The sequence below is a fragment of the Sphingobacterium sp. E70 genome (genome assembly GCF_019285695.1).
Classification (GTDB): Bacteria; Bacteroidota; Bacteroidia; order Sphingobacteriales; family Sphingobacteriaceae; genus Sphingobacterium; species Sphingobacterium detergens.
Window position 1 is genome coordinate 3283172 of record NZ_CP079104.1, and the last position, 21131, is coordinate 3304302.

30 protein-coding genes and 4 pseudogenes are annotated in these 21131 nt (G+C 41.2%); 22 read left to right on the forward strand and 12 right to left on the reverse strand.

Annotated elements, in window-relative coordinates:
* Nucleotides 1-30: 30 nt before the first annotated feature.
* Nucleotides 31-2866: pseudogene (uvrA, locus tag KUH03_RS23225) on the reverse strand (excinuclease ABC subunit UvrA).
* A gap of 336 nt (nt 2867-3202) precedes the next feature.
* On the opposite strand from uvrA, the gene KUH03_RS23230 reads away from it, so the two are divergent.
* From KUH03_RS23230 to KUH03_RS23245, 4 genes are read left to right on the forward strand one after another with little or no spacing between them, the layout of a single operon-like run.
* Nucleotides 3203-3565 carry a hypothetical protein gene (locus tag KUH03_RS23230; protein ID WP_257087041.1) on the forward strand — a complete coding sequence of 121 codons (363 nt, stop codon included), beginning with the start codon at nt 3203-3205 and terminating at the stop codon, nt 3563-3565.
* Nucleotides 3562-3798, forward strand: a complete 237-nt coding sequence (locus KUH03_RS23235) for a hypothetical protein (protein WP_257087042.1) — start codon at nt 3562-3564, stop codon at nt 3796-3798. The genes KUH03_RS23230 and KUH03_RS23235 overlap by 4 nt, the downstream gene beginning before the upstream one ends.
* Nucleotides 3795-4112 (forward strand): hypothetical protein, encoded by a 318-nt coding sequence (locus tag KUH03_RS23240; RefSeq protein WP_257087043.1) that lies wholly within the window; start codon nt 3795-3797, stop codon nt 4110-4112. The genes KUH03_RS23235 and KUH03_RS23240 overlap by 4 nt, the downstream gene beginning before the upstream one ends.
* Nucleotides 4088-4255, forward strand: a complete 168-nt coding sequence (locus KUH03_RS23245; RefSeq protein WP_257087044.1) for a hypothetical protein — start codon at nt 4088-4090, stop codon at nt 4253-4255. Before KUH03_RS23240 ends, KUH03_RS23245 begins: the two co-directional genes overlap by 25 nt.
* A gap of 56 nt (nt 4256-4311) precedes the next feature.
* Here the strand turns inward: KUH03_RS23245 and KUH03_RS23250 are convergent, their stop codons facing one another.
* The 4 genes and pseudogenes from KUH03_RS23250 to KUH03_RS23265 all read right to left on the reverse strand — a co-directional run bounded on the left by KUH03_RS23250 (nt 4312) and on the right by KUH03_RS23265 (nt 6437).
* Complete coding sequence (locus KUH03_RS23250) at nt 4312-4710, reverse strand: response regulator transcription factor (protein WP_257087045.1); 399 nt, start codon at nt 4708-4710, stop codon at nt 4312-4314.
* Nucleotides 4705-5063, reverse strand: a pseudogene (locus KUH03_RS23255) (response regulator); the annotation flags it as partial. The gene KUH03_RS23250 and the pseudogene KUH03_RS23255, both read right to left, overlap by 6 nt.
* A 55-nt stretch (nt 5064-5118) precedes the next feature.
* Nucleotides 5119-6108: a sensor histidine kinase KdpD gene (locus tag KUH03_RS23260; RefSeq protein ID WP_257087047.1), complete on the reverse strand. Its 990-nt coding sequence runs from the start codon at nt 6106-6108 to the stop codon at nt 5119-5121.
* A 2-nt stretch (nt 6109-6110) separates the two neighbouring features.
* Complete coding sequence (locus KUH03_RS23265; protein WP_257087048.1) at nt 6111-6437, reverse strand: hypothetical protein; 327 nt, start codon at nt 6435-6437, stop codon at nt 6111-6113.
* Between the two features lie 113 nt (nt 6438-6550).
* Between KUH03_RS23265 and KUH03_RS23270 the strand changes: the two genes are divergently transcribed.
* The 3 genes and pseudogenes from KUH03_RS23270 (at nt 6551) to KUH03_RS23280 (ending at nt 8918) form a co-directional block, all read left to right on the forward strand.
* Nucleotides 6551-7234 carry a carboxypeptidase-like regulatory domain-containing protein gene (locus KUH03_RS23270; RefSeq protein ID WP_257087049.1) on the forward strand — a complete coding sequence of 228 codons (684 nt, stop codon included), beginning with the start codon at nt 6551-6553 and terminating at the stop codon, nt 7232-7234.
* 133 nt (nt 7235-7367) lie between these two features.
* Nucleotides 7368-7781 carry a hypothetical protein gene (locus KUH03_RS23275; RefSeq protein WP_257087050.1) on the forward strand — a complete coding sequence of 138 codons (414 nt, stop codon included), beginning with the start codon at nt 7368-7370 and terminating at the stop codon, nt 7779-7781.
* Nucleotides 7782-7818: 37 nt separating this feature from the next.
* A pseudogene (locus tag KUH03_RS23280) lies at nt 7819-8918 on the forward strand (outer membrane beta-barrel family protein).
* A 78-nt stretch (nt 8919-8996) separates the two neighbouring features.
* On the opposite strand, the gene KUH03_RS23285 reads toward KUH03_RS23280, so the two are convergent.
* The 5 genes from KUH03_RS23285 to KUH03_RS23305 all read right to left on the reverse strand — a co-directional run bounded on the left by KUH03_RS23285 (nt 8997) and on the right by KUH03_RS23305 (nt 12218).
* A complete protein-coding gene (locus KUH03_RS23285) occupies nt 8997-9413 on the reverse strand; it encodes an OsmC family protein (RefSeq protein ID WP_257087051.1) in 417 nt (138 codons plus the stop codon).
* A gap of 221 nt (nt 9414-9634) precedes the next feature.
* Entirely contained in the window at nt 9635-10993 is a 1359-nt protein-coding gene (locus tag KUH03_RS23290) for an SGNH/GDSL hydrolase family protein (protein WP_257087052.1), read from the reverse strand.
* A gap of 6 nt (nt 10994-10999) precedes the next feature.
* On the reverse strand, nt 11000-11281 hold the full coding sequence (locus tag KUH03_RS23295; protein WP_257087053.1) for an OmpP1/FadL family transporter: 282 nt from the start codon (nt 11279-11281) through the stop codon (nt 11000-11002).
* Entirely contained in the window at nt 11278-12012 is a 735-nt protein-coding gene (locus KUH03_RS23300) for an OmpP1/FadL family transporter (RefSeq protein WP_257087054.1), read from the reverse strand. The genes KUH03_RS23295 and KUH03_RS23300 overlap by 4 nt, the downstream gene beginning before the upstream one ends.
* Nucleotides 12012-12218, reverse strand: a complete 207-nt coding sequence (locus KUH03_RS23305) for an outer membrane protein transport protein (RefSeq protein ID WP_257087055.1) — start codon at nt 12216-12218, stop codon at nt 12012-12014. Before KUH03_RS23305 ends, KUH03_RS23300 begins: the two co-directional genes overlap by 1 nt.
* A gap of 146 nt (nt 12219-12364) precedes the next feature.
* On the opposite strand from KUH03_RS23305, the gene tpx reads away from it, so the two are divergent.
* The gene (tpx, locus tag KUH03_RS23310; protein WP_257087056.1) at nt 12365-12865 is read left to right on the forward strand and encodes a thiol peroxidase; all 501 of its coding nucleotides are present in this window, start codon (nt 12365-12367) and stop codon (nt 12863-12865) included.
* 119 nt (nt 12866-12984) lie between these two features.
* Here tpx and KUH03_RS23315 read toward each other — a convergent pair.
* A pseudogene (locus tag KUH03_RS23315) lies at nt 12985-14179 on the reverse strand (PLP-dependent aspartate aminotransferase family protein).
* Nucleotides 14180-14389: 210 nt separating this feature from the next.
* Between KUH03_RS23315 and KUH03_RS23320 the strand changes: the two are divergent.
* Nucleotides 14390-14893 carry a hypothetical protein gene (locus KUH03_RS23320; RefSeq protein WP_257087057.1) on the forward strand — a complete coding sequence of 168 codons (504 nt, stop codon included), beginning with the start codon at nt 14390-14392 and terminating at the stop codon, nt 14891-14893.
* 220 nt (nt 14894-15113) lie between these two features.
* On the opposite strand, the gene KUH03_RS23325 is transcribed toward KUH03_RS23320, so the two are convergent.
* Nucleotides 15114-15602, reverse strand: coding sequence for an META domain-containing protein (locus KUH03_RS23325; protein ID WP_120260243.1), 489 nt, complete (start codon nt 15600-15602; stop codon nt 15114-15116).
* A gap of 413 nt (nt 15603-16015) precedes the next feature.
* Here KUH03_RS23325 and KUH03_RS23330 point away from each other — a divergent pair, with 413 nt between their 5' ends.
* The 13 genes from KUH03_RS23330 to KUH03_RS23385 all read left to right on the forward strand — a co-directional run bounded on the left by KUH03_RS23330 (nt 16016) and on the right by KUH03_RS23385 (nt 21126).
* A complete protein-coding gene (locus KUH03_RS23330; protein ID WP_257087058.1) occupies nt 16016-16387 on the forward strand; it encodes an alpha-L-fucosidase in 372 nt (123 codons plus the stop codon).
* Entirely contained in the window at nt 16360-16851 is a 492-nt protein-coding gene (locus KUH03_RS23335; RefSeq protein WP_257087059.1) for an alpha-L-fucosidase, read from the forward strand. The genes KUH03_RS23330 and KUH03_RS23335 overlap by 28 nt, the downstream gene beginning before the upstream one ends.
* Entirely contained in the window at nt 16848-17084 is a 237-nt protein-coding gene (locus tag KUH03_RS23340; RefSeq protein WP_257087060.1) for an alpha-L-fucosidase, read from the forward strand. The genes KUH03_RS23335 and KUH03_RS23340 overlap by 4 nt, the downstream gene beginning before the upstream one ends.
* Nucleotides 17085-17098: 14 nt before the next feature.
* The gene (locus KUH03_RS23345; RefSeq protein ID WP_257097261.1) at nt 17099-17560 is read left to right on the forward strand and encodes a discoidin domain-containing protein; all 462 of its coding nucleotides are present in this window, start codon (nt 17099-17101) and stop codon (nt 17558-17560) included.
* A gap of 46 nt (nt 17561-17606) precedes the next feature.
* Nucleotides 17607-17858 carry a discoidin domain-containing protein gene (locus tag KUH03_RS23350; RefSeq protein ID WP_257087061.1) on the forward strand — a complete coding sequence of 84 codons (252 nt, stop codon included), beginning with the start codon at nt 17607-17609 and terminating at the stop codon, nt 17856-17858.
* A 21-nt stretch (nt 17859-17879) separates the two neighbouring features.
* Nucleotides 17880-18575 carry a glycoside hydrolase family 95 protein gene (locus KUH03_RS23355; RefSeq protein WP_257087062.1) on the forward strand — a complete coding sequence of 232 codons (696 nt, stop codon included), beginning with the start codon at nt 17880-17882 and terminating at the stop codon, nt 18573-18575.
* An 11-nt stretch (nt 18576-18586) separates the two neighbouring features.
* A complete protein-coding gene (locus tag KUH03_RS23360; protein WP_257087063.1) occupies nt 18587-19078 on the forward strand; it encodes a hypothetical protein in 492 nt (163 codons plus the stop codon).
* 204 nt (nt 19079-19282) lie between these two features.
* Nucleotides 19283-19405: a hypothetical protein gene (locus KUH03_RS49020; RefSeq protein ID WP_373564474.1), complete on the forward strand. Its 123-nt coding sequence runs from the start codon at nt 19283-19285 to the stop codon at nt 19403-19405.
* Nucleotides 19406-19440: 35 nt separating this feature from the next.
* A complete protein-coding gene (locus KUH03_RS49025; RefSeq protein ID WP_373564475.1) occupies nt 19441-19872 on the forward strand; it encodes a hypothetical protein in 432 nt (143 codons plus the stop codon).
* Complete coding sequence (locus tag KUH03_RS23370) at nt 19866-20213, forward strand: glycoside hydrolase family 95-like protein (protein ID WP_257087065.1); 348 nt, start codon at nt 19866-19868, stop codon at nt 20211-20213. The genes KUH03_RS49025 and KUH03_RS23370 overlap by 7 nt, the downstream gene beginning before the upstream one ends.
* Before the next feature lie 135 nt (nt 20214-20348).
* Complete coding sequence (locus tag KUH03_RS23375; protein ID WP_257087066.1) at nt 20349-20519, forward strand: hypothetical protein; 171 nt, start codon at nt 20349-20351, stop codon at nt 20517-20519.
* A 101-nt stretch (nt 20520-20620) separates the two neighbouring features.
* Nucleotides 20621-20938 (forward strand): hypothetical protein, encoded by a 318-nt coding sequence (locus KUH03_RS23380; RefSeq protein WP_257087067.1) that lies wholly within the window; start codon nt 20621-20623, stop codon nt 20936-20938.
* Nucleotides 20939-20943: 5 nt separating this feature from the next.
* Nucleotides 20944-21126 (forward strand): hypothetical protein, encoded by a 183-nt coding sequence (locus KUH03_RS23385; RefSeq protein ID WP_257087068.1) that lies wholly within the window; start codon nt 20944-20946, stop codon nt 21124-21126.
* Nucleotides 21127-21131: the final 5 nt, after the last annotated feature.

A 21131-nucleotide genomic window follows, 5' to 3' on the forward strand; every position in this document is an offset into this window, starting at 1 on the left:
TCAGGCATACCCCATAATAGTCTGATCTGGTTACATCTCCAGTTTTAGGAAACGTGCGGTTTCGCTTTTCTTGTTTTTAATTAAATTTTCTGGGGTTCCCTCAAATAATACTTGACCACCCTCTTTCCCACCTTCAGGACCGATATCAACCACCCAGTCCGCGGATTTGACAACATCAAGGTTGTGTTCGATAATCAATACCGTATTTCCACGGTCCACCAGTCGGTTGATTACACCCATGAGCACATTGACGTCTTCAAAATGAAGTCCTGTTGTCGGTTCGTCGAGGATGTAAAATGTGTTTCCGGTATCTTTCTTGGAAAGTTCTGTGGCAAGTTTCACCCGCTGTGCCTCTCCTCCAGATAAGGTCGTAGACGATTGACCCAAGGTAATATAACCTAAACCTACATCCTGTAAGGTTTTGATTTTTCTGTAAATGCTCGGTACATTTTCAAAGAAATCAACAGCATCATTGATGCTCATGTCAAGTACATCTGAAATAGATTTACCCTTGTAGCGTACTTCCAAAGTTTCTCGGTTATAACGCTTTCCGTGACATGTTTCACAAGGAACCTGTACATCAGGAAGGAAATTCATTTCAATTACTTTCAAGCCTGCACCCTGACAAGTTTCACAGCGTCCGCCTTTGACATTGAATGAAAAACGACCGGGTTTATACCCTCTGATTTTTGCTTCGGGAAGCTGAACAAAGAGCGTGCGTATATCGGAGAATACGCCTGTATAGGTTGAAGGATTGGAGCGTGGCGTACGGCCAATAGGACTTTGATCGATTTCAATGACTTTATCAATATGCTCCAAGCCCTCAATCTTTTTGAATGGAAGTGGAGTCGCTTTTGCCCGGAAGAAATGTTTGTTTAAGATCGGGTACAATGTACCAGTAATTAAACTCGATTTACCAGAGCCTGAAACACCCGATACGACGATCAATTTACCGAGCGGAAAGGTTACGGTCAGGTTTTTGAGATTATGCCCTGTAGCGCCATGAATGGTCAGCGTTTTGCTATTGCCTTCACGACGTTTTTCTGGGATCTTAACCGCTTTTTCCCATTAAGATAAGCCGCGGTCAAGGAATCGGATTTTAAGATCTCATCGGGTTGTCCTTCAGCAACGACTGTACCACCATGGACACCCGCCGCCGGGCCCATATCAATCACATAATCCGCATGTAGGATCATATCCTTATCATGTTCAACAACCAAGACCGAATTGCCAATATCACGTAAGTTTTTGAGCGCCTTAATGAGACGTTCGTTGTCGCGTTGATGTAATCAATGCTTGGTTCATCCAGAATATAAAGGACGTTGACCAATTGTGAACCAATCTGGGTGGCTAAACGGATCCGTTGCGCTTCCCCTCCAGATAAGGTTTTTGCCGTACGATCCAATGTCAGGTAATTCAAGCCTACATCCAGTAGAAAGCCCAAACGGGCCCTTATTTCTTTAAGTATTTCTGTAGCAATGACCAATTGGCGTTCATCCAGTTTGCCCTCTACCTGATCGAACCATTCTTTTAACGCAGAAATATCTAATGTCGATAGTTCATGGATATTCTTGTCTGCGATCATAAAGTGCAGCGATTCTTTCTTCAACCGTGCTCCTTCGCAAGTAGGACAGGTAACTTTGGTTCTGAAATCATCCAGTGAAGGGGCTTCATCAGAAGATTTTCCGGAAAATTCCTCAAGCATTTTGAAGATCCTTCAAATTCCACACGATATTCACGGGTACCATAACTTCCATAGGATACGGTGACGACGATAGGTTCTTCTTTATTGCCAAACAAAAGCTGATCAATCTGCTCATCGCTCAATTTTTCCAATGGTGTTGTTACCGCAAAATCCAATTTTTGGCGACGGCTTTAAGCACCTCAAAAGTCCAGTTCTCCCGGGTTGGCCCCAATGGTGCCAGCCCTCCTTTTTGAATACTGAGTTTCTTGTCAGGAATGACGGCATTTTTATCAATCTCAAAGATATAACCTAATCCATCACATGTCGGACAGGCACCATAAGGTGAGTTGAATGAGAAGGTGTTTGGCTGTGGTTCATCATAAGAGATGCCGGATTCAGCATCCATCAGATAGCGGCTATAAAATTGCTCCTGATTGTCTTTTGTAGACACTTTGATAATGCCTTTTGCCGTTTTCATGGCTTGCATAACCGAAGTCTGTAGCCGCTTTTTGTCATCACGTTCTATTTTCAAACGGTCAACGACAATCTCAATATCGTGAATCTTATAGCGGTCTACTTGCATTTTTGGAACAAGGTCCAGTATTTCACCGTCTACACGTACTTTGACATAACCCTGTTTACGAATTTGTTCAAAAAGCTCCCGATAATGTCCTTTACGTCCTTTTACAACAGGAGCGAGGATATTTAACGCTTGCCCTTCAAACTCGTCCAAAATACGGTCGATCACCTGATCGTCAGACATGCGTTCCATTTTTTTGCCAGTGACATAGGAGAATGCTTCACCTGCGCGGGCAAACAAAAGACGCATAAAATCATATACTTCAGTGATGGTTCCTACGGTTGACCTTGGATTTTTGCTCGTTGTTTTCTGTTCAATGGAAATCACAGGGCTCAAACCCGATATCTTGTCCACATCCGGACGCTCCATACCCCCAAAAACTGACGGCTATAGGCACTAAAAGTTTCCATATACCGACGCTGTCCCTCTGCATAAATGGTGTCAAAAGCCAAGGAAGACTTTCCACTGCCGCTTAAACCGGTGATGACAACCAATTCATTTCTCGGAAAAGATACATCTATATTTTTTAGATTGTGCGCACGCGCACCAAATACTTGAACTTCACTCTGTTCGCCCAAATCTGGGCTTCTTTTTACTGCCATGAAAACTCCTTAAAACCCTTGAAAAGGGATAAAATGCAAAACATGCAAAATTACAGATTTTAAAGGAATTATGCGAGCCTATCTGACTTTTGGAATAAAATGTGATATACAGGTGATGCGGAGCTCTTGTGATGCTGTAATGATTTAGGAAAGTTACGAAGGTTATTGTTATCTTGTGATCGATTTAGATCGTTATGACAACCTTGTATGTTGTAAGTATATACAGGAAGTGTCTCGAAAATAAAACGTTAAAATTAAAAAACCAATTCAATGAGTTTGTAAACCAGCGTTATGTTTCAACTAAGGTCTCCATGCTCTATACTCAATACAACAATAATGCGAAAATACGACGTCAGCAAACAGGAGAAACAATCCATCGAAGATATTGTCCAATTTTGGAAAAAGGAGAATCTATTGGATGAACAAAAGGCCAGTGAACTGATGGATAGCCTCGATGTTAAAAGTTTTGACTGGGGACAACTGGCGCGTTATGCTTTCTGGATCGCCTTGGCTTCTTTGGTATTCGCTGTTTTTTCGCTATTTACAGATGCTTCTTTCCTAGCTTTTGTGGATACCCTTTATGAAGCACCCAATATTTTATTCTGCTTCTTTTTGCTGCGGTCGCTGTACTGTTCTACACGCTTGGGTTTCGTTATAAAAAGCGTTATCCCTACAAGAATCTTTCCACAGAGACAATGATGTTGATCGGAGTGTTCGGAACCGCCGCCTGCATCGGATTTATGGGCAAGGTATTGGATAAGGATACCATGCATTATTCACTTTTATTTTTATTGTCTGTTGCGATCTATGGTATTCTTGCAGTAAAGCTCGATAGCAAGCTGATCTGGACTTTTATGCTTTTGGCCCTTGGGGTTTGGTTCGCTACCGAAACAGCTTATCATAGCAATTGGGGATTTAAATTCTGGGAATGAATTATCCGTTGCGCTTTACTATTTTCGGTGCAATCATCACAGCAGCAGCGGTTTGGTTACAACCGCGTTTCGAACGCTTGCAGATCTTTCAGCCGATCAGTTATATCATCGGATTGATTTACCTCATGGTCTCTTTATGGGCACTATCCATTTTTGGTAACTATTCGGATTTTTATGAATGGACCACCGTCCGTCAATACCATATGTTTTATTGGGGTATTTTATCTACTGCCGTGTCCGCTTTTCTGGTTATTTATGGGCTAAAAGCAAAGATAATGTCACCCGTGAGGTGGGGTTTGTGTTTTTGGTACTGAATATCTATACACGCTACGTCGAGTACCTATGGGATAACATCAATAGAGCTGTATTTTTCTTGATCCTGGCAGTTTCCTTTTGGTTTGTCGGACGCTGGGCAGAGAAATTATGGAATAGACGAAAAGAGGAGCTTGGAAGCTAATAACAATTGAATCCTCAGATGGATGGTATTGTTAAAAACAACATCTGGTGTACTTTTCAGAAATGAACGGTAAACCCTATACCACGATTCGAAGTAATGCTAAGAGTGGGGTCATGGCTCAGGTATTTTCGAATACGTGTGATAAAGACGTCCATGCTTCTACCCGTAAAAAAATCAGCAGTTCCCCATACTTTTTCGAGGATATCTTCCCGTGTCACGAGTTGACCATTGTGTTGACAGAGGAATAACAGCAACTGTGCTTCGCGTTCTGTGAGTTTATAGTGTTCAAGAGCGTGACTTAACAGCAGTTGGTCCGGTGAAAATAGATATGAACCAATTGAAATGGACCCTGAAGAAACATGTTTTTGATTACGCTTTAATATATTTTGTATGCGAAGTAATAACTCTTCGGGATCACAGGGTTTGGTGATGTAATCATCTGCACCGATTTTCAAGCCCGTTAGTTTATCGATCTTTTGCTCCTTGGCCGTTAAAAAATAAATGGAAGTAAAGGAAAAAGCGTGTTGATCTCTTTTGCTAAAGTGAAACCGCTTACCTGTGGAAGCATAACATCCAAAATAATTAAATCATATCCCGTCAGCCTTTGAAAATCGGCTGTAAGATCCTTCGGTTGTGCAATCCAATCCACCTTAAAATCCGAAAGTTCTAGGTATTGCTTCAACATAAACCCAAAATCCGGATCATCCTCTACCAGTAATAGTTTATTCTTCATTTCTTCGTTTTGTCTAACGGATGTTTGGCCCCTTTGTTTCTCATCCTTATTATGATCTCCTTGTCTCTGCCCCATCCAAATTTAACACCCTTTATCCCCATGTTTAAGATGAACTTTATAACCCGATAAATTAGCGTGGTAAGAGCACTGTAAAAGTTGTCCCCTGTTGCAATTTACTGATGACCTTGATCTCTCCACCATATTTCTTGATGATATTCTTAACAAGGAACAGACCGATCCCTAATCCCTTTGTGTCATGGATATTGTCTTTTTGGATACGATAAAACTTTTCAAAAATATAAGGCAATTCGCTTTCATCCATACCTTGGCCATTGTCCCTGAACTGAATGGATAGATAGTTTTTCTGTTCTTCAAAACGAATGCCCAACGCTGTGGCACCGTATTTAACCGCATTATTCATCAAGTTGTAAAAGAATGTCGTAGCATCAGTGGGGTTAAGGCAAATTTGTAGGTTAGAGCCTAGTTCCACAATAAGCTTGACAGTTGGATTGCATAACTGAAAATCGCTAAAAATGGCCTGTAACTCATCCGCCGTTATTGGGGATAGGCTTGTTGCGCTTTGATGCTCACTTAATGGATCTAGGGTTTGCTCTAAGCGGCTTACTTGGCGTTCAATCACCGTGATGATGTTGTCATCGGGAGACTTTCGGAGTGTTTTAGCCGCAATTTTTAGGGTCGCAACCGGTGTCTTTAGTTCATGCGAAATATTGTCTACGACATCATGTAATACCGCAATCTGTTTGTCTTGTTTTCGGAGATTCGTGATAGTTCGATAAAATAGCCAGATAAATGCTGCTAGAATCAATAAGGTGCTCAACAGGAGGGAAGCCAGCTCCTTAAATAAAATCCAGCCCAAATTGACCACTTCAAAGGAAGTCTTTCGCGGAACTGAAAAAACATATAATATTTCTTTGCTCTCGATACGATCCGCTATCTTATTTGTTTCTGTTTTTTCCGTAACCCATTTGCTTGTGGATAATTCCGTTGGATTGTGAAAGGTACCATTTGTTGTATAGACGATGATCGGTCCACTGACCAATGGTTTTACAGCATCTTTATAATAAATACCTAATATTTCCTGCTTAAGGATGACATGCATTCCTAAGGGCTGGAATATACTGTCGACATATTTGGTAAGCTCCTTGGAAGTTTTCTGTGCGTAGGTTTGATACTGTTTTTTAGGCCTTCTTCCGTGATTTCTTTCTTGACCAGTTTGATGTAGTAATCTCTGGCGATATCCTTACTTAATAAGTTGTGGTCAAAAATAAGATTTGAGTCGTCTAAGTTGTCCAGATTCTTTTTGACCATCGCGAGCATCTCACGTTGTTTGAGTTGGTAGGTGTTGTATAATTGATAACCTTGGATGCCGATAAGAACAGCAAAAAATAAGATGAAAAGAATAATATAGTTTTTAGGTTTCAATTCCATATACAAATATAATTGCTTGCAAGCAACATCAGACACCTTAACACAGCATTAACTCTTCATTAACCATATTTAGCGGGGGTAATGGACAATTTTGGGGTATTAAATACCAAAATATGAAAGGATTATTATTTTTGCTCTTAGCTCCTTTGCTTTCTACAGCACAGACTAGGCAAGTAGGGGGACAAATTCAAAATGGAAATAGCGAGGGACTGGCTGATGTATCTATTGTGTTATTGGATAGCACTTATCAACAGATTCGCGAAATGAAGACTGATCTTTCCGGGAAGTTTGAATTAGCATTAGCACAGCATACGAAATACTATCTCAAAGCATCACATTTGAATTTTGGTACCAAAGAATTATTTTTTTACAGCGATACCATAAAAAGCCCGTTGATCGTGACCCTTCTTCCCAAGGCGAAAGAGCTTGAGGAAGTGAATGTTGTAGGCCGGCAACCCCGATTGATCCGCAAGTTGGATCGCCTAGAATTTAACGTACAGCATAGTAACCTCTCTGCGCTCAATACCTGGGACATCCTTAAACGTACACCTTTGGTGATGGCGAGTGGCTCGGACTTAATGGTGCGCGGAAGTAAAAAGATTATGGTGCTGATCAATGACCGCAAGATTCTGCTCAGTGGTGAGGAACTGAAAACCTATCTGGAGAATACAGCTGGCACCGATGTCCAGTCCATCGAGGTGATTACAAATCCCCTGCAAAATATGAAGCTGAGGGAAGTACAATCATTAACATCAAGCTTTCCAAATCTACCTTATATGGCTATCGGGGTACGTTAGTGGGGTTGGCGGAGAAAAGCACGACCTGGAAACAGTTGTTTGGACTGCACAGTATTACAAGAATGAAAAATTCAATCTACGGGCAACATACAATTTTGGACGCGGTACCTATGCCCGTTATGAAACAAACTACGTGTATTACCCGAAGGAACAGACTTCATGGGAAGGCACGATGGATCGTTTCGATACCAATAATAGCCAAAATAGTTATGTGCTTTCAATGGAATATACACCAGACACAACATGGTCAATCAATATGGGCTTAACAGGTTATTATGGGCCGAGGTCCTACGGCATCTATGAGGTACCTACAGTAATCTATAACAAAGACCATGTGCAGGAATCTAGCTATTTTACAACAAATGATCATGAACGGTCCAATAAAAACAACAATCTATATCTCCAGGTGGCCAAGAAGCTCAGTTCCAAATGGAATATTAATTGGTCTTCTTATTTCACGTCCAGCAATGCGACCAACGATCAAGATGTTTTGACAGCATTGAATTTTAAGGGAAAAACCATCGAGTACGCGTTTTATCAGCAATAACGATAGTGAAAACCGGCTTTTTTCCACACAAATAGATATTACGGGAAAGATTAAAGGACTAGATGTTGAGTTTGGTGGAAAGTTTAGCGCTGTCAAAACAACAAGTGACTTAATATTTTCGGACGATGAATCAGGTACCCTTCAATACCGGCCCGACAAGAGCAGCCTGTTTGATTATAAGGAGCGTAATGGCGCCTTATATACATCGATTAACTATAGCTGGAAGAAATGGAGCTGGAAAGCGGGGTTAAGAGGGGAGTATACCGATCTAGAAGGACGGGTTTCAGAACCTGAGGACATGAATAAAAAGGATTATTTTGTGTTATTTCCTACTTTCTATATGCAATATGCGCTCTCGGATCAGCAGCAATTCGGATTTTCCTATGGTAAACGCATCAGCCGCCCCGCTTATTCATGGCTTAATCCTGCGAAATCCTATTATAACCTGTTTTCATATTTCCAGGAGATCCCCGCTTGAGGGCCACGATTGTGCATAATCTCAACCTGACCTGGACAAAGGATAATTGGAATGTGGATCTATTTTATCGCTTTGAAAAATGGCCTAATATGGAAATTGCTTTGCAGGATAATGTCAACCACCAATTGGTCTTTCAATATACCAATATTAAGAAAGGGCAAGGGGCAGGGATAGATCTGGGGAAGAGCTTTCAATTGACATCCCGTTGGGGATTAAATCTTCAACTGGAAGGAATGTACAATGAGAATTATTTTATGGGGGCCGATGCAGTGCTGCATAAGAACGATGTTTATATCGGCAATGGTAACATCAGTTCAAACTATGTCCTGGACAAAAATGCGGGTTGGAATCTGGAACTCGGCAATACGTTTACCTCACCTACTATTCAGGGACCATTTCGGATTACAGGCTACTCCAGTACCTATGTGATGAGCAATCGAAAGTTTTTTAATAAGCGATTAGAGGTCAACCTTGCGTTTATGGATATTTTTAGGACAGAGAAAATGAGAATATCGTCAAAATATGCCGATCAAAACAATTATTTTGATGATTATCGGGATACAAGAAAGGTAAATGTGACATTGCGGTATCACTTTGGGAACCAAAAGGTCAAGAGCGGCAACCAACCAAATAAGACCGAAGAGCAAACAAGACTTTAGTCCGCTATTCTTTAAATAACTGTCTATCCTTCATATGTCAGATTCGTTTGAAATATGAAGGACAGACATACTGAAATCTTAGTTTATTTTTAGCGAATAAGTGATGTTGATACCACCCGCCGCAAGCATATCATGTACTGAACAATATTTTTTCACAGCTAGCTCGGCTGCTTTCGCCGCCTTCACTTCATCAATTTCCCCTTTGAGGAAAAAGTTGATATGAATATCCGTAAACACTTGGGGCACTTCTTCGCGACGCTTTCCTTCTACTTCCACCTGGACATCATCAACTTGCTGACGTTGTTTTACCAGGATACTATGTAGGTCAAAAACGCTACAAGAACCCAATGCCATCAATACCAATTCCATGGGGCGAACACCTTTTCCTTCACCACCAATCGCTTCGGAACCATCGATGTTGACTTTGACGGAAGATAATTCACTGCTGGCTTCGAAATGCACAGCTTGGTTGACACGGTTTAATTTGATTTTCATAAGAATAATTATTTACTACGCGTATTGTATTTCTCTGTTAACACATCCACGCGGCCACTATAATGACTTCCACTGTACCAATCTTATCCTATGCAGATTTGTTAGGTGTAGCTTTTGAAGCGGATGAATGTTAAACAAAAATAAACATTGTCTAACAAAAAAGGTCATCTGAATGTTCAATTCAAATGACCTTTTTGTTATCCTTTGACTAATTTATAGCATTAAGGTAAGGCAACTCCACCATACTGGCTGACATTTACTTTCCCTAATTTGGTGCTATATTTTGCATTGATCGCATCAACAAAAACATTGGCCATAATGGCATAGCCCATAGGTGTTAAGTGAACTCCATCCAACGAAAATATATTACCAGTGATATATTTGTTACTGATGGCGATACCGTTAATCTGATAGCCCGATTTTACTTTGTTCAAGAAGCTGTAGATATCCGCTACTGCAAGTTTTTTGCTGTCCGCAATCTGTTTGATCGTTGTGTTTAGCGCGACGATACGATCTTGGACCATTTTTGCCTCAGCCTCATCCAATACAAAATTGTCGCCAACAGGATTTGCCGGATGTAGACCGTAAGGAGCCGGATTGACAACGCCAGTTACAGGATCTTTGAGATCTCGTCTGCCCAATAAGCCAGCCGAAGAAAATGGCAGAATAAACATGTCTTTATCCGTTGCTGGACGAAAAGGGACTGTCTTTGTTTTAATGTAGATATCCGTGAGTGGTGCGGCATTGGGATCTTGCGCTTTTAATGCCGCATTCGCTGCAGCCAATAATGCCTGACGTGTTACTGTTGTGAAGTAAGGAACCGCCGTTACATCAGGAATCGTCGCAACAACTCCTTTTTGTTCTTTGCTGGTCAATTTGGTGATAAAGCCGGTATAAAACCTCGCAAAGTCCTGTTCAGAAATCAAGGTGTTTGTGGCATCAGTAGTCACGGCACCATTTGTTGCATAGCCCAATACATCATTATTTCCTAATGAGAAGGAAAAGAAGGTATGGTCTTTGGTCGTTGCATAATCTACATAAGTTGTGGTAACTGGCGCATTGTCGGGTAGCAATCGCTCAAAATAAGGATTCCCTTTTGTGGTACCTATTCCTGGCGCAAATGCCATATCCAAACGCATTCCCGGTACGCCCAGATTATTGATGGGACCAGTGTATTTGATGTAAAGCGGCTTTTTGTCTTCCGTTTGTCCACGGATGGCCAGGTGGTCAGTAACTGTACCCAATTGCGGTTGACCGTTCACCAGAGCCTTTAAATATAAGAACCCACTACCATTATAGTTTTCCGCAGGAAAATAAGGTTGCAAAAACTCTCCTCCGCCTACTTTTTTCATTTCTTGAGCAAGCATATTCGGGAAAGATTGTTCCTGACCCTTGAGACTGAGTCCACTATTGGCGTAGCCAGAAGTTAGTGAGTTACCAACAGCTATATATTTGCTGAAATCTACATTTTCGGGATTTCCACCTTTGGTGTCAAGGTCGATAGACGGTTTACAGGACGCAGCCAATGCTATCGCCGCAAAACCAATATAAAGCTTAATATTTTTTTGAAATCTTTTCATAATCTATTACCATTTATAGGTGAATGAAATTGAAGGAGCATGAATGTTAGTTTTGTAAGCACCCTCAATTTGTGTAACTGGGCTTACGACAGTACGCTCTTTCAATTTCTGTAAAACATAAGCTGCATGCAGGCTGAATTTGTCGTTAATTGCATAAGACAATCCCAGTGCCCCCATGATACGGTCGTTGTCCGGAGTCTCCGCATAAACATGGTCTTTGTCAACCGGTGTTTTTACATAACCTACTCCGGCACGTACAGCCAAATGCTCGCAGGCTTTATAATTCACCCCAATTTTCCCTGAAAATGCATTCTTATAATTTTTATCTGCTCAGTATCTTGTAGCAGCGGTGTATTGTCTGCATAATCAAATACTAACTTTTTATAAATATTATATTGGATAAAAGTTCCATCGGCAACAACATCCACTTTGTCACTAACCGGGACCGAAATGCCTAGGTTGAGTGATGCCGGTAAAGGAAGCTCTGCACTGAATTTAGTGTCAGGAAACGAGGCTGCAACAGCATCAGGTACCGTAAAATCAGCATCCCCTTTTTTCAGTTTGGTAACGACTTTCGATCGGTAAGATAGGGAGATCGCGACGTTGTTGTCAAAATTGTAATGTGCACCAACGTTGTAACCTATACCAGTACCGGTACCGGTTAATTTAGCGCTTGCAGAAGATCCGTCAGCTAAAAACAAAGGTAATGACCGCGCTAGATCGACCATACCGATGTTGTACACGAATCCGGCACCCACACTTAAGTTGTCGGTAAGTTTATAACTAATGGTAGGCTGTATGTAAATCGCGCGCAACTTGAGGTGGTTGAGCTCGTATTTTCCAGGCCAACTGTCTCCCCAATCCACTGCTCCACCGTAAGGTGTGTAAACACCTAGACCCGCTTTCCAACGCGCATTGTCAGGGCCAAATGTAGCAAAGACAGAAAATGGTGGGGTAACTTGCGAACGAGTGTTGTAGACTTGATTGCTTCCTGATTCTTTGAAGGCTGATCGATACATTACCGTAGATATCCTGCAGATACCGCATTGTGGTCCATTTTTGCTAAACCTCCCGGATTGTAGAATATACTTGTTTCGTCTGTGAATAGTGCAGATCCAGCACCAGCCATACCTAATGCTCGTACGCCCTGCGTGTTCACTTGAGACCCTTGTGCAAAGAGCAGTGATGGTGATGCACAAAGTATTGAGAATAATAATTTCTTCATACTAGTGTTTATTGTTGGTTAACATTCCTCTTTAAAATACAATGCTAACATAATAAATGTTTGGCTAATATTAATAAATGTTGTGTAATATTTTTTTGCTCGTACCTTTAAGAGCAAGGAAACTAAAAATTAAACGATCATATTTTATGGCTACAATCACTTTTAAGGGCAATCCTGTGAACACTAAAGGCAATTTACCACAAGTTGGTGAACAAGCGCCTGATTTTAAATTAACTGCAGGAGATCTTTCAGATAAGTCACTCGCAGACTTCAAAGGAAAAAAAATTGTGTTAAATATTTTTCCTAGTGTGGATACGGGAACTTGTGCAGCATCTGTACGTGCGTTTAACAAAGAAGCATCTCAATTGGACAATACGGTTGTATTATGTATATCAAAAGACTTGCCATTTGCACAAGGTCGTTTTTGCGCAGCCGAAGGCTTGAGCAATGTGGTGACATTATCAGAATATAAAGATTCAAATTTCTCTGATGCTTATCAATTGGCAATCGCCGAGGGACCATTAGCAGGTCTATTGAGCCGCGTTGTGATTACTTTGGACGAGAATGGTAAAGTCTTGTACGAAGAGCAAGTTGCCGAAATTGCTGACGAACCAAACTATGCCGCAGCGATTGCTTCGTTAAACTAGGAAATGAGTAGTACGAGGATAAAGAAGGCAGAACTATTAGCCGAAAGACTTATACAACCAGCATCTCATATCTTAATACTAAATACTAAAAAAGCGTGCTTAGCACGCTTTTTTAGTATTTATTTCGTCTTCTCTAGGGCTTGTAAGATATCGTTGATAATATCTTCCTGATCTTCTAATCCAACCGACAATCGAATACTGCCCGGTTGTATACCTAAGTTCAGTCGTTCGTCTTCAGACAGCTTGGAGTGTGTCGTGGATGCTGGATGCGTAGCGATTGATCTGGAATCACCTAAGTTGGATGTGTATAAAATCATTTCCAATTGGTCAACAAAAGCTTTTGCACGTTCAAAACCACCCTTGACAACCAGTGTAACAATACCACCGCCTGCTTTCATCTGCTTCTTAGCTAGCTCATATTGTGGATGGCTTGGTAGAAAAGGGTATTTTACATCTTCAATCTCCGGATGATTTTCTAACGCTTGTGCCAGTGCGAGTGCATTGGAACAATGGCGATCCATACGGATACCTAGGGTGTCTAGACTTTTGAAATAATCCAAGCATTGAATGGTGACAATGCAGGGCCTGTGTGACGGATAAAGAACATCAATTTGTCTATCAATTCCTGTTTTCCAACGACAATACCACCCAAAACACGTCCCTGTCCATCCATGTATTTAGTCGCCGAATGGATGACCAAGTCAAATCCATATTGAATTGGTTTCTGAAGATATGGTGTCGCAAAACAGTTGTCGATTGAAAGAATGATATTCGGATATTTTTCTTTGAACTTGCCCAACCATTCTAAATCAACCAATTCCAATCCGGGATTGGATGGTGATTCCAAAATATAATTTTCGTATTTGGCTGTATAGCCTTTTCCCATTCCTCAGGATTAGCTGCGTCTACATAAGTTGTGGTAACACCCCAACGCGGAAAAAGTTCCGTAAATAACTGATGGGTAGAACCAAATATCGCACGTGAAGAAACGATATGGTCTCCACTTTCGATAATTGCAGCAAAGGATGCAAATACGGCAGCCATACCAGATGCGAAAGATAAGCCCGATTCAGCACCTTCCATTATACAGACCTTGTTGATGAACTCGGAAGTATTCGGGTTTGCATAGCGGGAATAAATCATTGCATCCTCTTCTCCAGCAAAGACCGCCCGACCTTGTTCAGCGCTGTCGAAGATAAAACTTGATGTGAGGTATAAAGGAGTCGAATGTTCGCGAAGTGCTGAACGATCGACCTGTTCACGTATGATTTTAGATTGATCTTTTTCATGATGTGTAAAGTTACGAGATGAAATTTTTATATTCGTATAATTGCCAATGAAATGACCCATTTTATGAAAAAATCTGGCTATCTGTCTGTACGTTGTCGTTATTGACCTGTTTTTCATGTTCGAAAGATGGAGAAATTAATTTAGGTCAGGGATTGAAAGAAATTCCGATTTTTTACCTGGAGTCACCGACAAACGCATCGTTTGTCCCTACTGTAGATAAAATTAAGCTGAGTTATGATGGGGGCAGCTGACTCGTATTACTGGTGGATTTACTTTTATGCCTATGGTGGACGGATTCCGCATGCTTTTCACGGATCAGGTTTATTGGAATGTGGCTGTAAACGGCAATCAGGTAACATTAGAAAAAAGAGCGTTGATAAGTCGGTCACATTTTCAGATAAACATGAACTCCGTTATCAGGGAAACAAAATCGTCGAACGGAAAATTTTCGAAAAGACGAATACGCCCATTATCTATACGTATGAATATAATGGCGACTTATTGAAAGAAGAGCAACTTTATAAGGACGGTCAGTTCTTATCCAGAAGAACATTTTATTATAATGCTGTAGGAAATCTGGATAGTCTCGTCGTAAGTCATAACACTTACACCCACAAGTCCGTTGAGATATTTACTGACTATGATAAAAAACCTAATAAAATAAAAGGAATCATGGTATTGGAAGAGCTGTTACCAAGAGCATTGTCCCGAAATAATTATTTAAAAAAACAATCATAAGCATATCCGAATCTGGCGAGCGAACATTCGGAGGGGAGCGAACATGGGGAGCGCAACTTTTTTAAATTAAAGGGGAGTTTTCTTAAAATAAGAAGGTTATAGAACAAACCTTATCGAAGCAATCAAGAATTAATAGCTAAAAGAGCTTGCAAAGGCTAAAAGCAAAATCAAAAAAATAGGCCCTAGTATTGGGGACCTATTCATTCAATTGAGTATTTCCTTATTTTTTTACAAATTGCATCACGACAATATCGCCAGAAATAAATGTTAACTCATTATCTCTAACGTCAAAGTTTGTCGTAGATTTTAAGCCATTCATAAATTCATTGTAAGCCGCATTTTCGCAGTGCATCATGGTAGATACCAATTTATCACCGATTTTAATGGAATTGCCTTTTTCACTTTCGTAAGTACCACCGATACCATTACAACCGTTGTTACCTTCTACTTTGTGGTCTTTGCTTGTGAAAGTTAATGTTGGGATTTTGTCCTTATACAATTCCTTCAGTGCTTTTCCTGCTGTCTCTGGTGTGGTAATAGACTTAAGCTCCCATGTTCCTTCCAAAGATGCGTTATCCACTACACTTGGTTTTTGGACTGTAGTTGCGGTATCGCCAGCTCCTGTTGCTTCAGATTTTTTCCCTGTTGTGTTGCATGCGACAGTTGAAAATGCCAATGCAACTGCTAAAATCATTAAATTTACTTTCATAATAATTTCTAATAATATATAAACATTCCTTTTTCTGCACTACAACTTATAATTATCATGCCAATCTTGTCCCAATAGCATCCAATCACCTATTATAGTACAGCTAACTTCTTTATCCTCTATTAATAACAAATGTGGGTTTTTGTTTGCACTCCAATAGGTAAATAAGTTCATTTTGGTCGGATCATACTAAAAAGAACAGCGGCAAAGCCCCAATAAACTATTTTACTGTTTCAGTGAGATGTTTTAGATCAATCGATTGATTTGATTGAATAAGGCTAATTATCGACGACTAGAATACCTTTTAGATTTTTCCAGCCTATTTCCGTACGCAAATGTTACATAGATAATTTTATAAAACTTCTTATATTAGGGCTTTACAACCTAATTTTCTAGTACTTATAATAAAGAATATGTTCACAATTTTGTTATCCTCCATCTTACTTTCCAGCGGTACGGTAGCTAAACCAGATACGTTAAAACCTTATGGAGCTTTACCAACCGAACGCCAATTAAAATGGCAGGAGATGGAAACTTACTGCTTGATCCATTATACGCCCACAACTTTTCAAAATAAAGAATGGGGTTATGGTGATGCACAGCCTGCTTTGTTTAATCCTTCGGCATTTAATGCAAATCAGATTGCCAAAGCAGCAGCGGATGGAGGTTTCAGAGGCCTGATCAGTGTTGCCAAACATCATGATGGATTTTGTTTATGGCCTACCAAAACAACCTCCTACAGTATTGCCTCCTCTCCATGGAAAATGGAAAAGGCGATATGGTGAAGGAATTTATGGAAGCGACACACCGTAATGGAATGAAGTTCGGTGTATATCTATCCGCATGGGACCGTCACGATGAACATTATGGTACACCAGCTTATGCCGATGCCTACAGACAGCAACTGACCGAATTGATGAGCAATTATGGTCCCTTGTTTACTTCTTGGCATGACGGTGCAAACGGTGGTGATGGTTACTATGGTGGACATGGGAAACGGATTATAGACCGGACAACCTATTATGAGTGGCATGAGAAAACTTGGCCAATTGTGCGTAAACTTCAACCTAATGCGGTGATTTTCTCGGATATTGGACCAGATATGCGCTGGGTAGGTAATGAACATGGTTTTGCTGCCGAAACCTCTTGGGCGACATTTACACCAATAGGGCTCAATGGAAAAGTAGCGGTACCCGGAGCGACCGAATCGCATAATGCCGAATCGGGTGACCGGAATGGAAAATATTGATTCCGGCGGAATGTGATGTTCCTCAACGTCCAGGATGGTTTTATCATGAGGAACAGAATGGCCGGGTGAAAACACCCAATCAACTGTTTGAAATCTATCTGAAATCGGTGGGTCGAGGTGCCAGTATGAATCTTGGTCTGGCTCCTATGCCTTCAGGTACACTCCATGAAAATGATGTGAAATCCCTAAAGGCTTTTGGTAAAAGATCAAAGAAACTTTCCGTGCCAATCTAGCAAAAGGCGCCACCATAACGGCCTCAAATACACGTAATGCCGACACTAAAACATATGCCACATCGCTGATTACGGATAATGACCGTTATAGCTATTGGGCGACCGATGATACAAAAACTTCAGCTACACTTGAAATTAAGCTAAAGTCAGCGGCGACGTTCGATCTTATTCAATTGCGCGAAAACATCAAATTGGGACAACGGATTGACAGCGTTGTTGTGGAACAATGGGCTGACAACACCTGGAAGCCATTGGCCAGAGCAACCAGTATTGGTGCGAATCGCTTGATAAAGCTTGAACAACCAACGACAACGACACGCTTACGGTTACATATTTATGCGCCGGTAGCAATTACTTTAAGTGATTTTGGTCTATTCAAGGAGTATAATGAATCTTTTGCCTTCGATACAAAAGAGCTTAAAAACAAACGGGCTTTAAATTACAGACAACAGGTACGACCGACAAGGCCTATATAACAGATGGTAATGCAAATACCTTTGCAACTGTGGGTGATCAGGAGTCTTGGTCATTGAAACAAATGGCGCAACCTCGGGTATTGGTTTCTTACCACGTCAGGATAAAAAGACAAGCGGTATCCCGACAAAATACAGGATCTCAACCAGTGTAGACGGTAAAAAATGGACAAGCGTGAAAGAAGGTGAATTCTCCAATATCAAAGCAAATCCAATTTTGCAGCAGGTATTTTTGAAACAAGCAATAATACCAAGTTTATCAAATTTGAACCAACGCAATTTATTGAAGGGAATGAGCTGACAATTGCCGAGCTTGAACTTTATGGGAAATAGAATTTTAACACTTTTCGTGGTCTGCATCTGTCAGACCACGCTTTTGTTTGCACAACAAAATCCACTTCGTCTTTGGTATAATAAGCCTGCCAAAATCTGGGAAGAAACCCTGCCGTTGGGTAATGGGCTAATTGGTATGATGCCTGATGGAAATCCAACGCAGGAAAAAATTGTACTGAATGAGATCAGTATGTGGTCCGGAAGCCCGGAGGATCCCAATAACTATGACGCGCACAAAAATGTCAACGCCATTCAGGCTTTACTGAAAGCCGGTAAAAATGATGAAGCCGAAAAATTGGTCAATGAAACTTTTGTCACCAGTGGCAAAGGTTCCGGCTTTGGCGATGGCGCTAATGTTCCTTATGGCTGTTATCAGTTACTCGGAGACCTACTTTTGCACTATCAACTGCCATCTTCGCCTATTGAAGACTATACAAGATCACTGGATCTGGCCACGGCGACAGCACAGACTTCTTTTCGTGCCGGAAACACAAAAATTCAACGTACCTACTACACCTCCTTTGACAAGAATGTTGGTGTTATTCAATTGAATCAGAACAGCGACGCCAGACAGACCGTTAGTATTTCTTTTGAGCGGAAGGAGAATATAGACCGCTACACCCTGTTGGATGATGGTATTTTGGTCGAAGGGTCGCTACCGGATGGTAAAGGGGCAAGAACCTAAAATTTGTCGGCTTGTTGAAAGTACAAGGTAAACATCTTCAGGTCAACAGAAAAGATCAGGTGCTGGAAGTTTCAGCAGCAGGAAATCTCTCAATCTATCTCACGGCAAGTACATCCTATTATGGACAGGATCCGCTAGCTACAGCAAAGGCGACTATTGCTGCGGTACAGCAATCCGATGCAGCTAAAATGTACCGCAATCATGTGAATTCCTATCAACGGATTTTTAACCGCGTGGAGCTTAACCTTTTTGGGAATAAAGCACATACGAATATTCCGACCAATGAACGGATTGCAAATTTTTATAAGGCCCCAGCACAGGATCCGGATTTGGCAACGATTTATTATCAGTATGGTCGTTATTTGAATATTTCAAGCTCAGCGCCGAAAAATACAAATGCACTTCCGCCAAACTTACAGGGCTTATGGGCCAATCAGATCCAAACGCCTTGGAATGGTGATTATCATCTAAATATCAATGCGCAGATGAATCACTGGGGGTAGAAGTAAACAATCTAAGTGAATATCATCAACCTTTTATCGAGCTGATAAAACGGATCGCAAAAACAGGAGAGCAAACTGCAAAAGCCTATTATAACGCACCTGGATGGGTTGTTTATATGATGACCAATATCTGGGGATATTCAGCGCCAGGAGAACAGGCTTCTTGGGGGCAAGTACAGCCTCCGGTTGGCTGTGTAACCACTTGTGGGAGCATTATCTTTTACAGGAGACCAAGGGTATCTGAAAGAAATCTATCCGATACTCAAAGGTGCGGCAGAATTCTACAACCATACATTGGTGCAAGATCAAAAACGGGCTGGTGGGTAACTTCACCATCGGTATCACCCGAAAATGCGTTTCGGATGCCCAATGGAAAAGTCGCAGCAGTGGTGATGGGCCCCACAATCGACAATCAGATTGTACGCGAGCTGTATCAAGCCGTTATTCAGGCAGATTCTATTTTGGCTGTCAAGGATAGTTTTGTAGCTAGCTTGAAGGGAAAATTAAAAGAGATTCCTCCAGCAGTAGTGGTTAGTAAATCTGGACGTGTGATGGAATGGCTTGAAGATTATCAGGAGGTTGAACCCAAACACCGTCATGTATCCCATCTTTATGGTCTATATCCTGCAGCATTTATTTCTCCCCAAACGACTCCGACTTGGGCCGAAGCTGCACGAAAAACGCTTGCTGTCAGGGAGATGAAGGAACAGGCTGGTCAAGAGCCTGGAAAATATTGTTTTGGGCAAGATTGCAGGATGGCGATCATGCCTTGGAAATCCTTCGTCAGTTGCTGAAACCGGCTTTTGCCAGTGAAACAACGTATCAGGGTGTAGGCGCCGGCACCTATCCCAACTTATTCTGTGCCCATCCACCGTTTCAGATTGATGGCAACTTTGGCGGCGCTGCTGGTATCGCAGAGATGTTGATTCAAAGCCATAATGGATATATCCATCTGCTACCAGCCCTGCCTAGAGCTTGGTCTAAAGGACAGGTCAAAGGGCTAAAAGCCAGAGGAAATTACACCGTGGATATGAGCTGGGAAAATGGGAAAATTGTCAAGCTTAACATAAAGGGAAAAAAAGGAAATGTTCGCATATTTGAAAATGGAACCTATAAGAACTATAAAGTCCTTTAGCTATTTTTGCTTTCTATTTATTTTTCTGGGAACAAGCAGTTGTTCCCAGAAAACAGACAAAGCCAAAAAAGAAGAACTTTTGAAAACGTTCGCTTATAAAATTACAGGGCAGACAAGTGCTGCGGAGGGAGCTCAGTGACCCTCATCGATCCAGAAAACAAAATGCAACAGTTTACAAAAACAAGTGTGACAAACGGGCAATTTGTCTTGGAAGGTGAATTGGCAATGACTGGTTTTTATGCAATTCAGATTAGTGGCGGAGAGCCTTACATCCTGTTTTTAGAAGGGGAAGTGACTATGAGCTGAAAGAAAATAAAGGCGGCTTTACCCTGACTACAACCTCCAGTAATGCAACGGAATTTGTTCAGTTTACGCAACGCTATCGCCAACGTGAAAAAGAAGAAAAATTGAATGAAGAAAATAAGACCGCCAGAATCGGTGGACTAAATGGGCAGCTCTCAGCGATGGCCCTACGCAACGATGGATCTTACGAGAAAACTATTGATGAAATACAACGATTGTCGGCTGGTAAACCTTATAATCTTCGCAATTTATATGCTGATTTTATTCTTGATAGCACACATCAATCGTCTTTAGTTCTCCTTACTTTTTCAAATATGTCTCCGTCGATGCGGATAACTTCAAAAAATTTGATACTGCACTACAGCGGTTCGATGCAACCCTGCAAAAACACCCTTATTATAAATTTGCGCGTGAGAAAGTAGACCGGGTGAAAGATTTTTACGAGAATATGCCTGTCTTTCCACCCATCACGCCAATGAATGTCCAACGGGACTCGCTAAAAATCAGTGAATTTTCAAATGCCAAAATGTTGATCGCGGCATTCTGGAAAGCCGCTAGTAAATACAGTGTTTCTGATGTTACTGAACTACGCAAAAAGAGGCGCAGTTAAAGGCA

Coding starts and splice junctions, on each gene's coding strand:
- KUH03_RS23230 (WP_257087041.1), top strand. CDS start 3,203: ATGCGAAAATACGACGTCAGCAAACAGGAGAAACAATCCATCGAAGAT.
- KUH03_RS23235 (WP_257087042.1), top strand. CDS start 3,562: ATGATGTTGATCGGAGTGTTCGGAACCGCCGCCTGCATCGGATTTATG.
- KUH03_RS23240 (WP_257087043.1), top strand. CDS start 3,795: ATGAATTATCCGTTGCGCTTTACTATTTTCGGTGCAATCATCACAGCA.
- KUH03_RS23260 (WP_257087047.1), bottom strand. CDS start 6,108: ATGCATGTCATCCTTAAGCAGGAAATATTAGGTATTTATTATAAAGAT.
- KUH03_RS23265 (WP_257087048.1), bottom strand. CDS start 6,437: ATGGAATTGAAACCTAAAAACTATATTATTCTTTTCATCTTATTTTTT.
- KUH03_RS23270 (WP_257087049.1), top strand. CDS start 6,551: ATGAAAGGATTATTATTTTTGCTCTTAGCTCCTTTGCTTTCTACAGCA.
- KUH03_RS23285 (WP_257087051.1), bottom strand. CDS start 9,413: ATGAAAATCAAATTAAACCGTGTCAACCAAGCTGTGCATTTCGAAGCC.
- KUH03_RS23290 (WP_257087052.1), bottom strand. CDS start 10,993: ATGAAAAGATTTCAAAAAAATATTAAGCTTTATATTGGTTTTGCGGCG.
- KUH03_RS23300 (WP_257087054.1), bottom strand. CDS start 12,012: ATGTATCGATCAGCCTTCAAAGAATCAGGAAGCAATCAAGTCTACAAC.
- KUH03_RS23305 (WP_257087055.1), bottom strand. CDS start 12,218: ATGAAGAAATTATTATTCTCAATACTTTGTGCATCACCATCACTGCTC.
- tpx (WP_257087056.1), top strand. CDS start 12,365: ATGGCTACAATCACTTTTAAGGGCAATCCTGTGAACACTAAAGGCAAT.
- KUH03_RS23320 (WP_257087057.1), top strand. CDS start 14,390: ATGATGGGGGCAGCTGACTCGTATTACTGGTGGATTTACTTTTATGCC.
- KUH03_RS23325 (WP_120260243.1), bottom strand. CDS start 15,602: ATGAAAGTAAATTTAATGATTTTAGCAGTTGCATTGGCATTTTCAACT.
- KUH03_RS23330 (WP_257087058.1), top strand. CDS start 16,016: ATGTTCACAATTTTGTTATCCTCCATCTTACTTTCCAGCGGTACGGTA.
- KUH03_RS23335 (WP_257087059.1), top strand. CDS start 16,360: ATGGAAAATGGAAAAGGCGATATGGTGAAGGAATTTATGGAAGCGACA.
- KUH03_RS23355 (WP_257087062.1), top strand. CDS start 17,880: ATGGGAAATAGAATTTTAACACTTTTCGTGGTCTGCATCTGTCAGACC.
- KUH03_RS49025 (WP_373564475.1), top strand. CDS start 19,441: ATGCCCAATGGAAAAGTCGCAGCAGTGGTGATGGGCCCCACAATCGAC.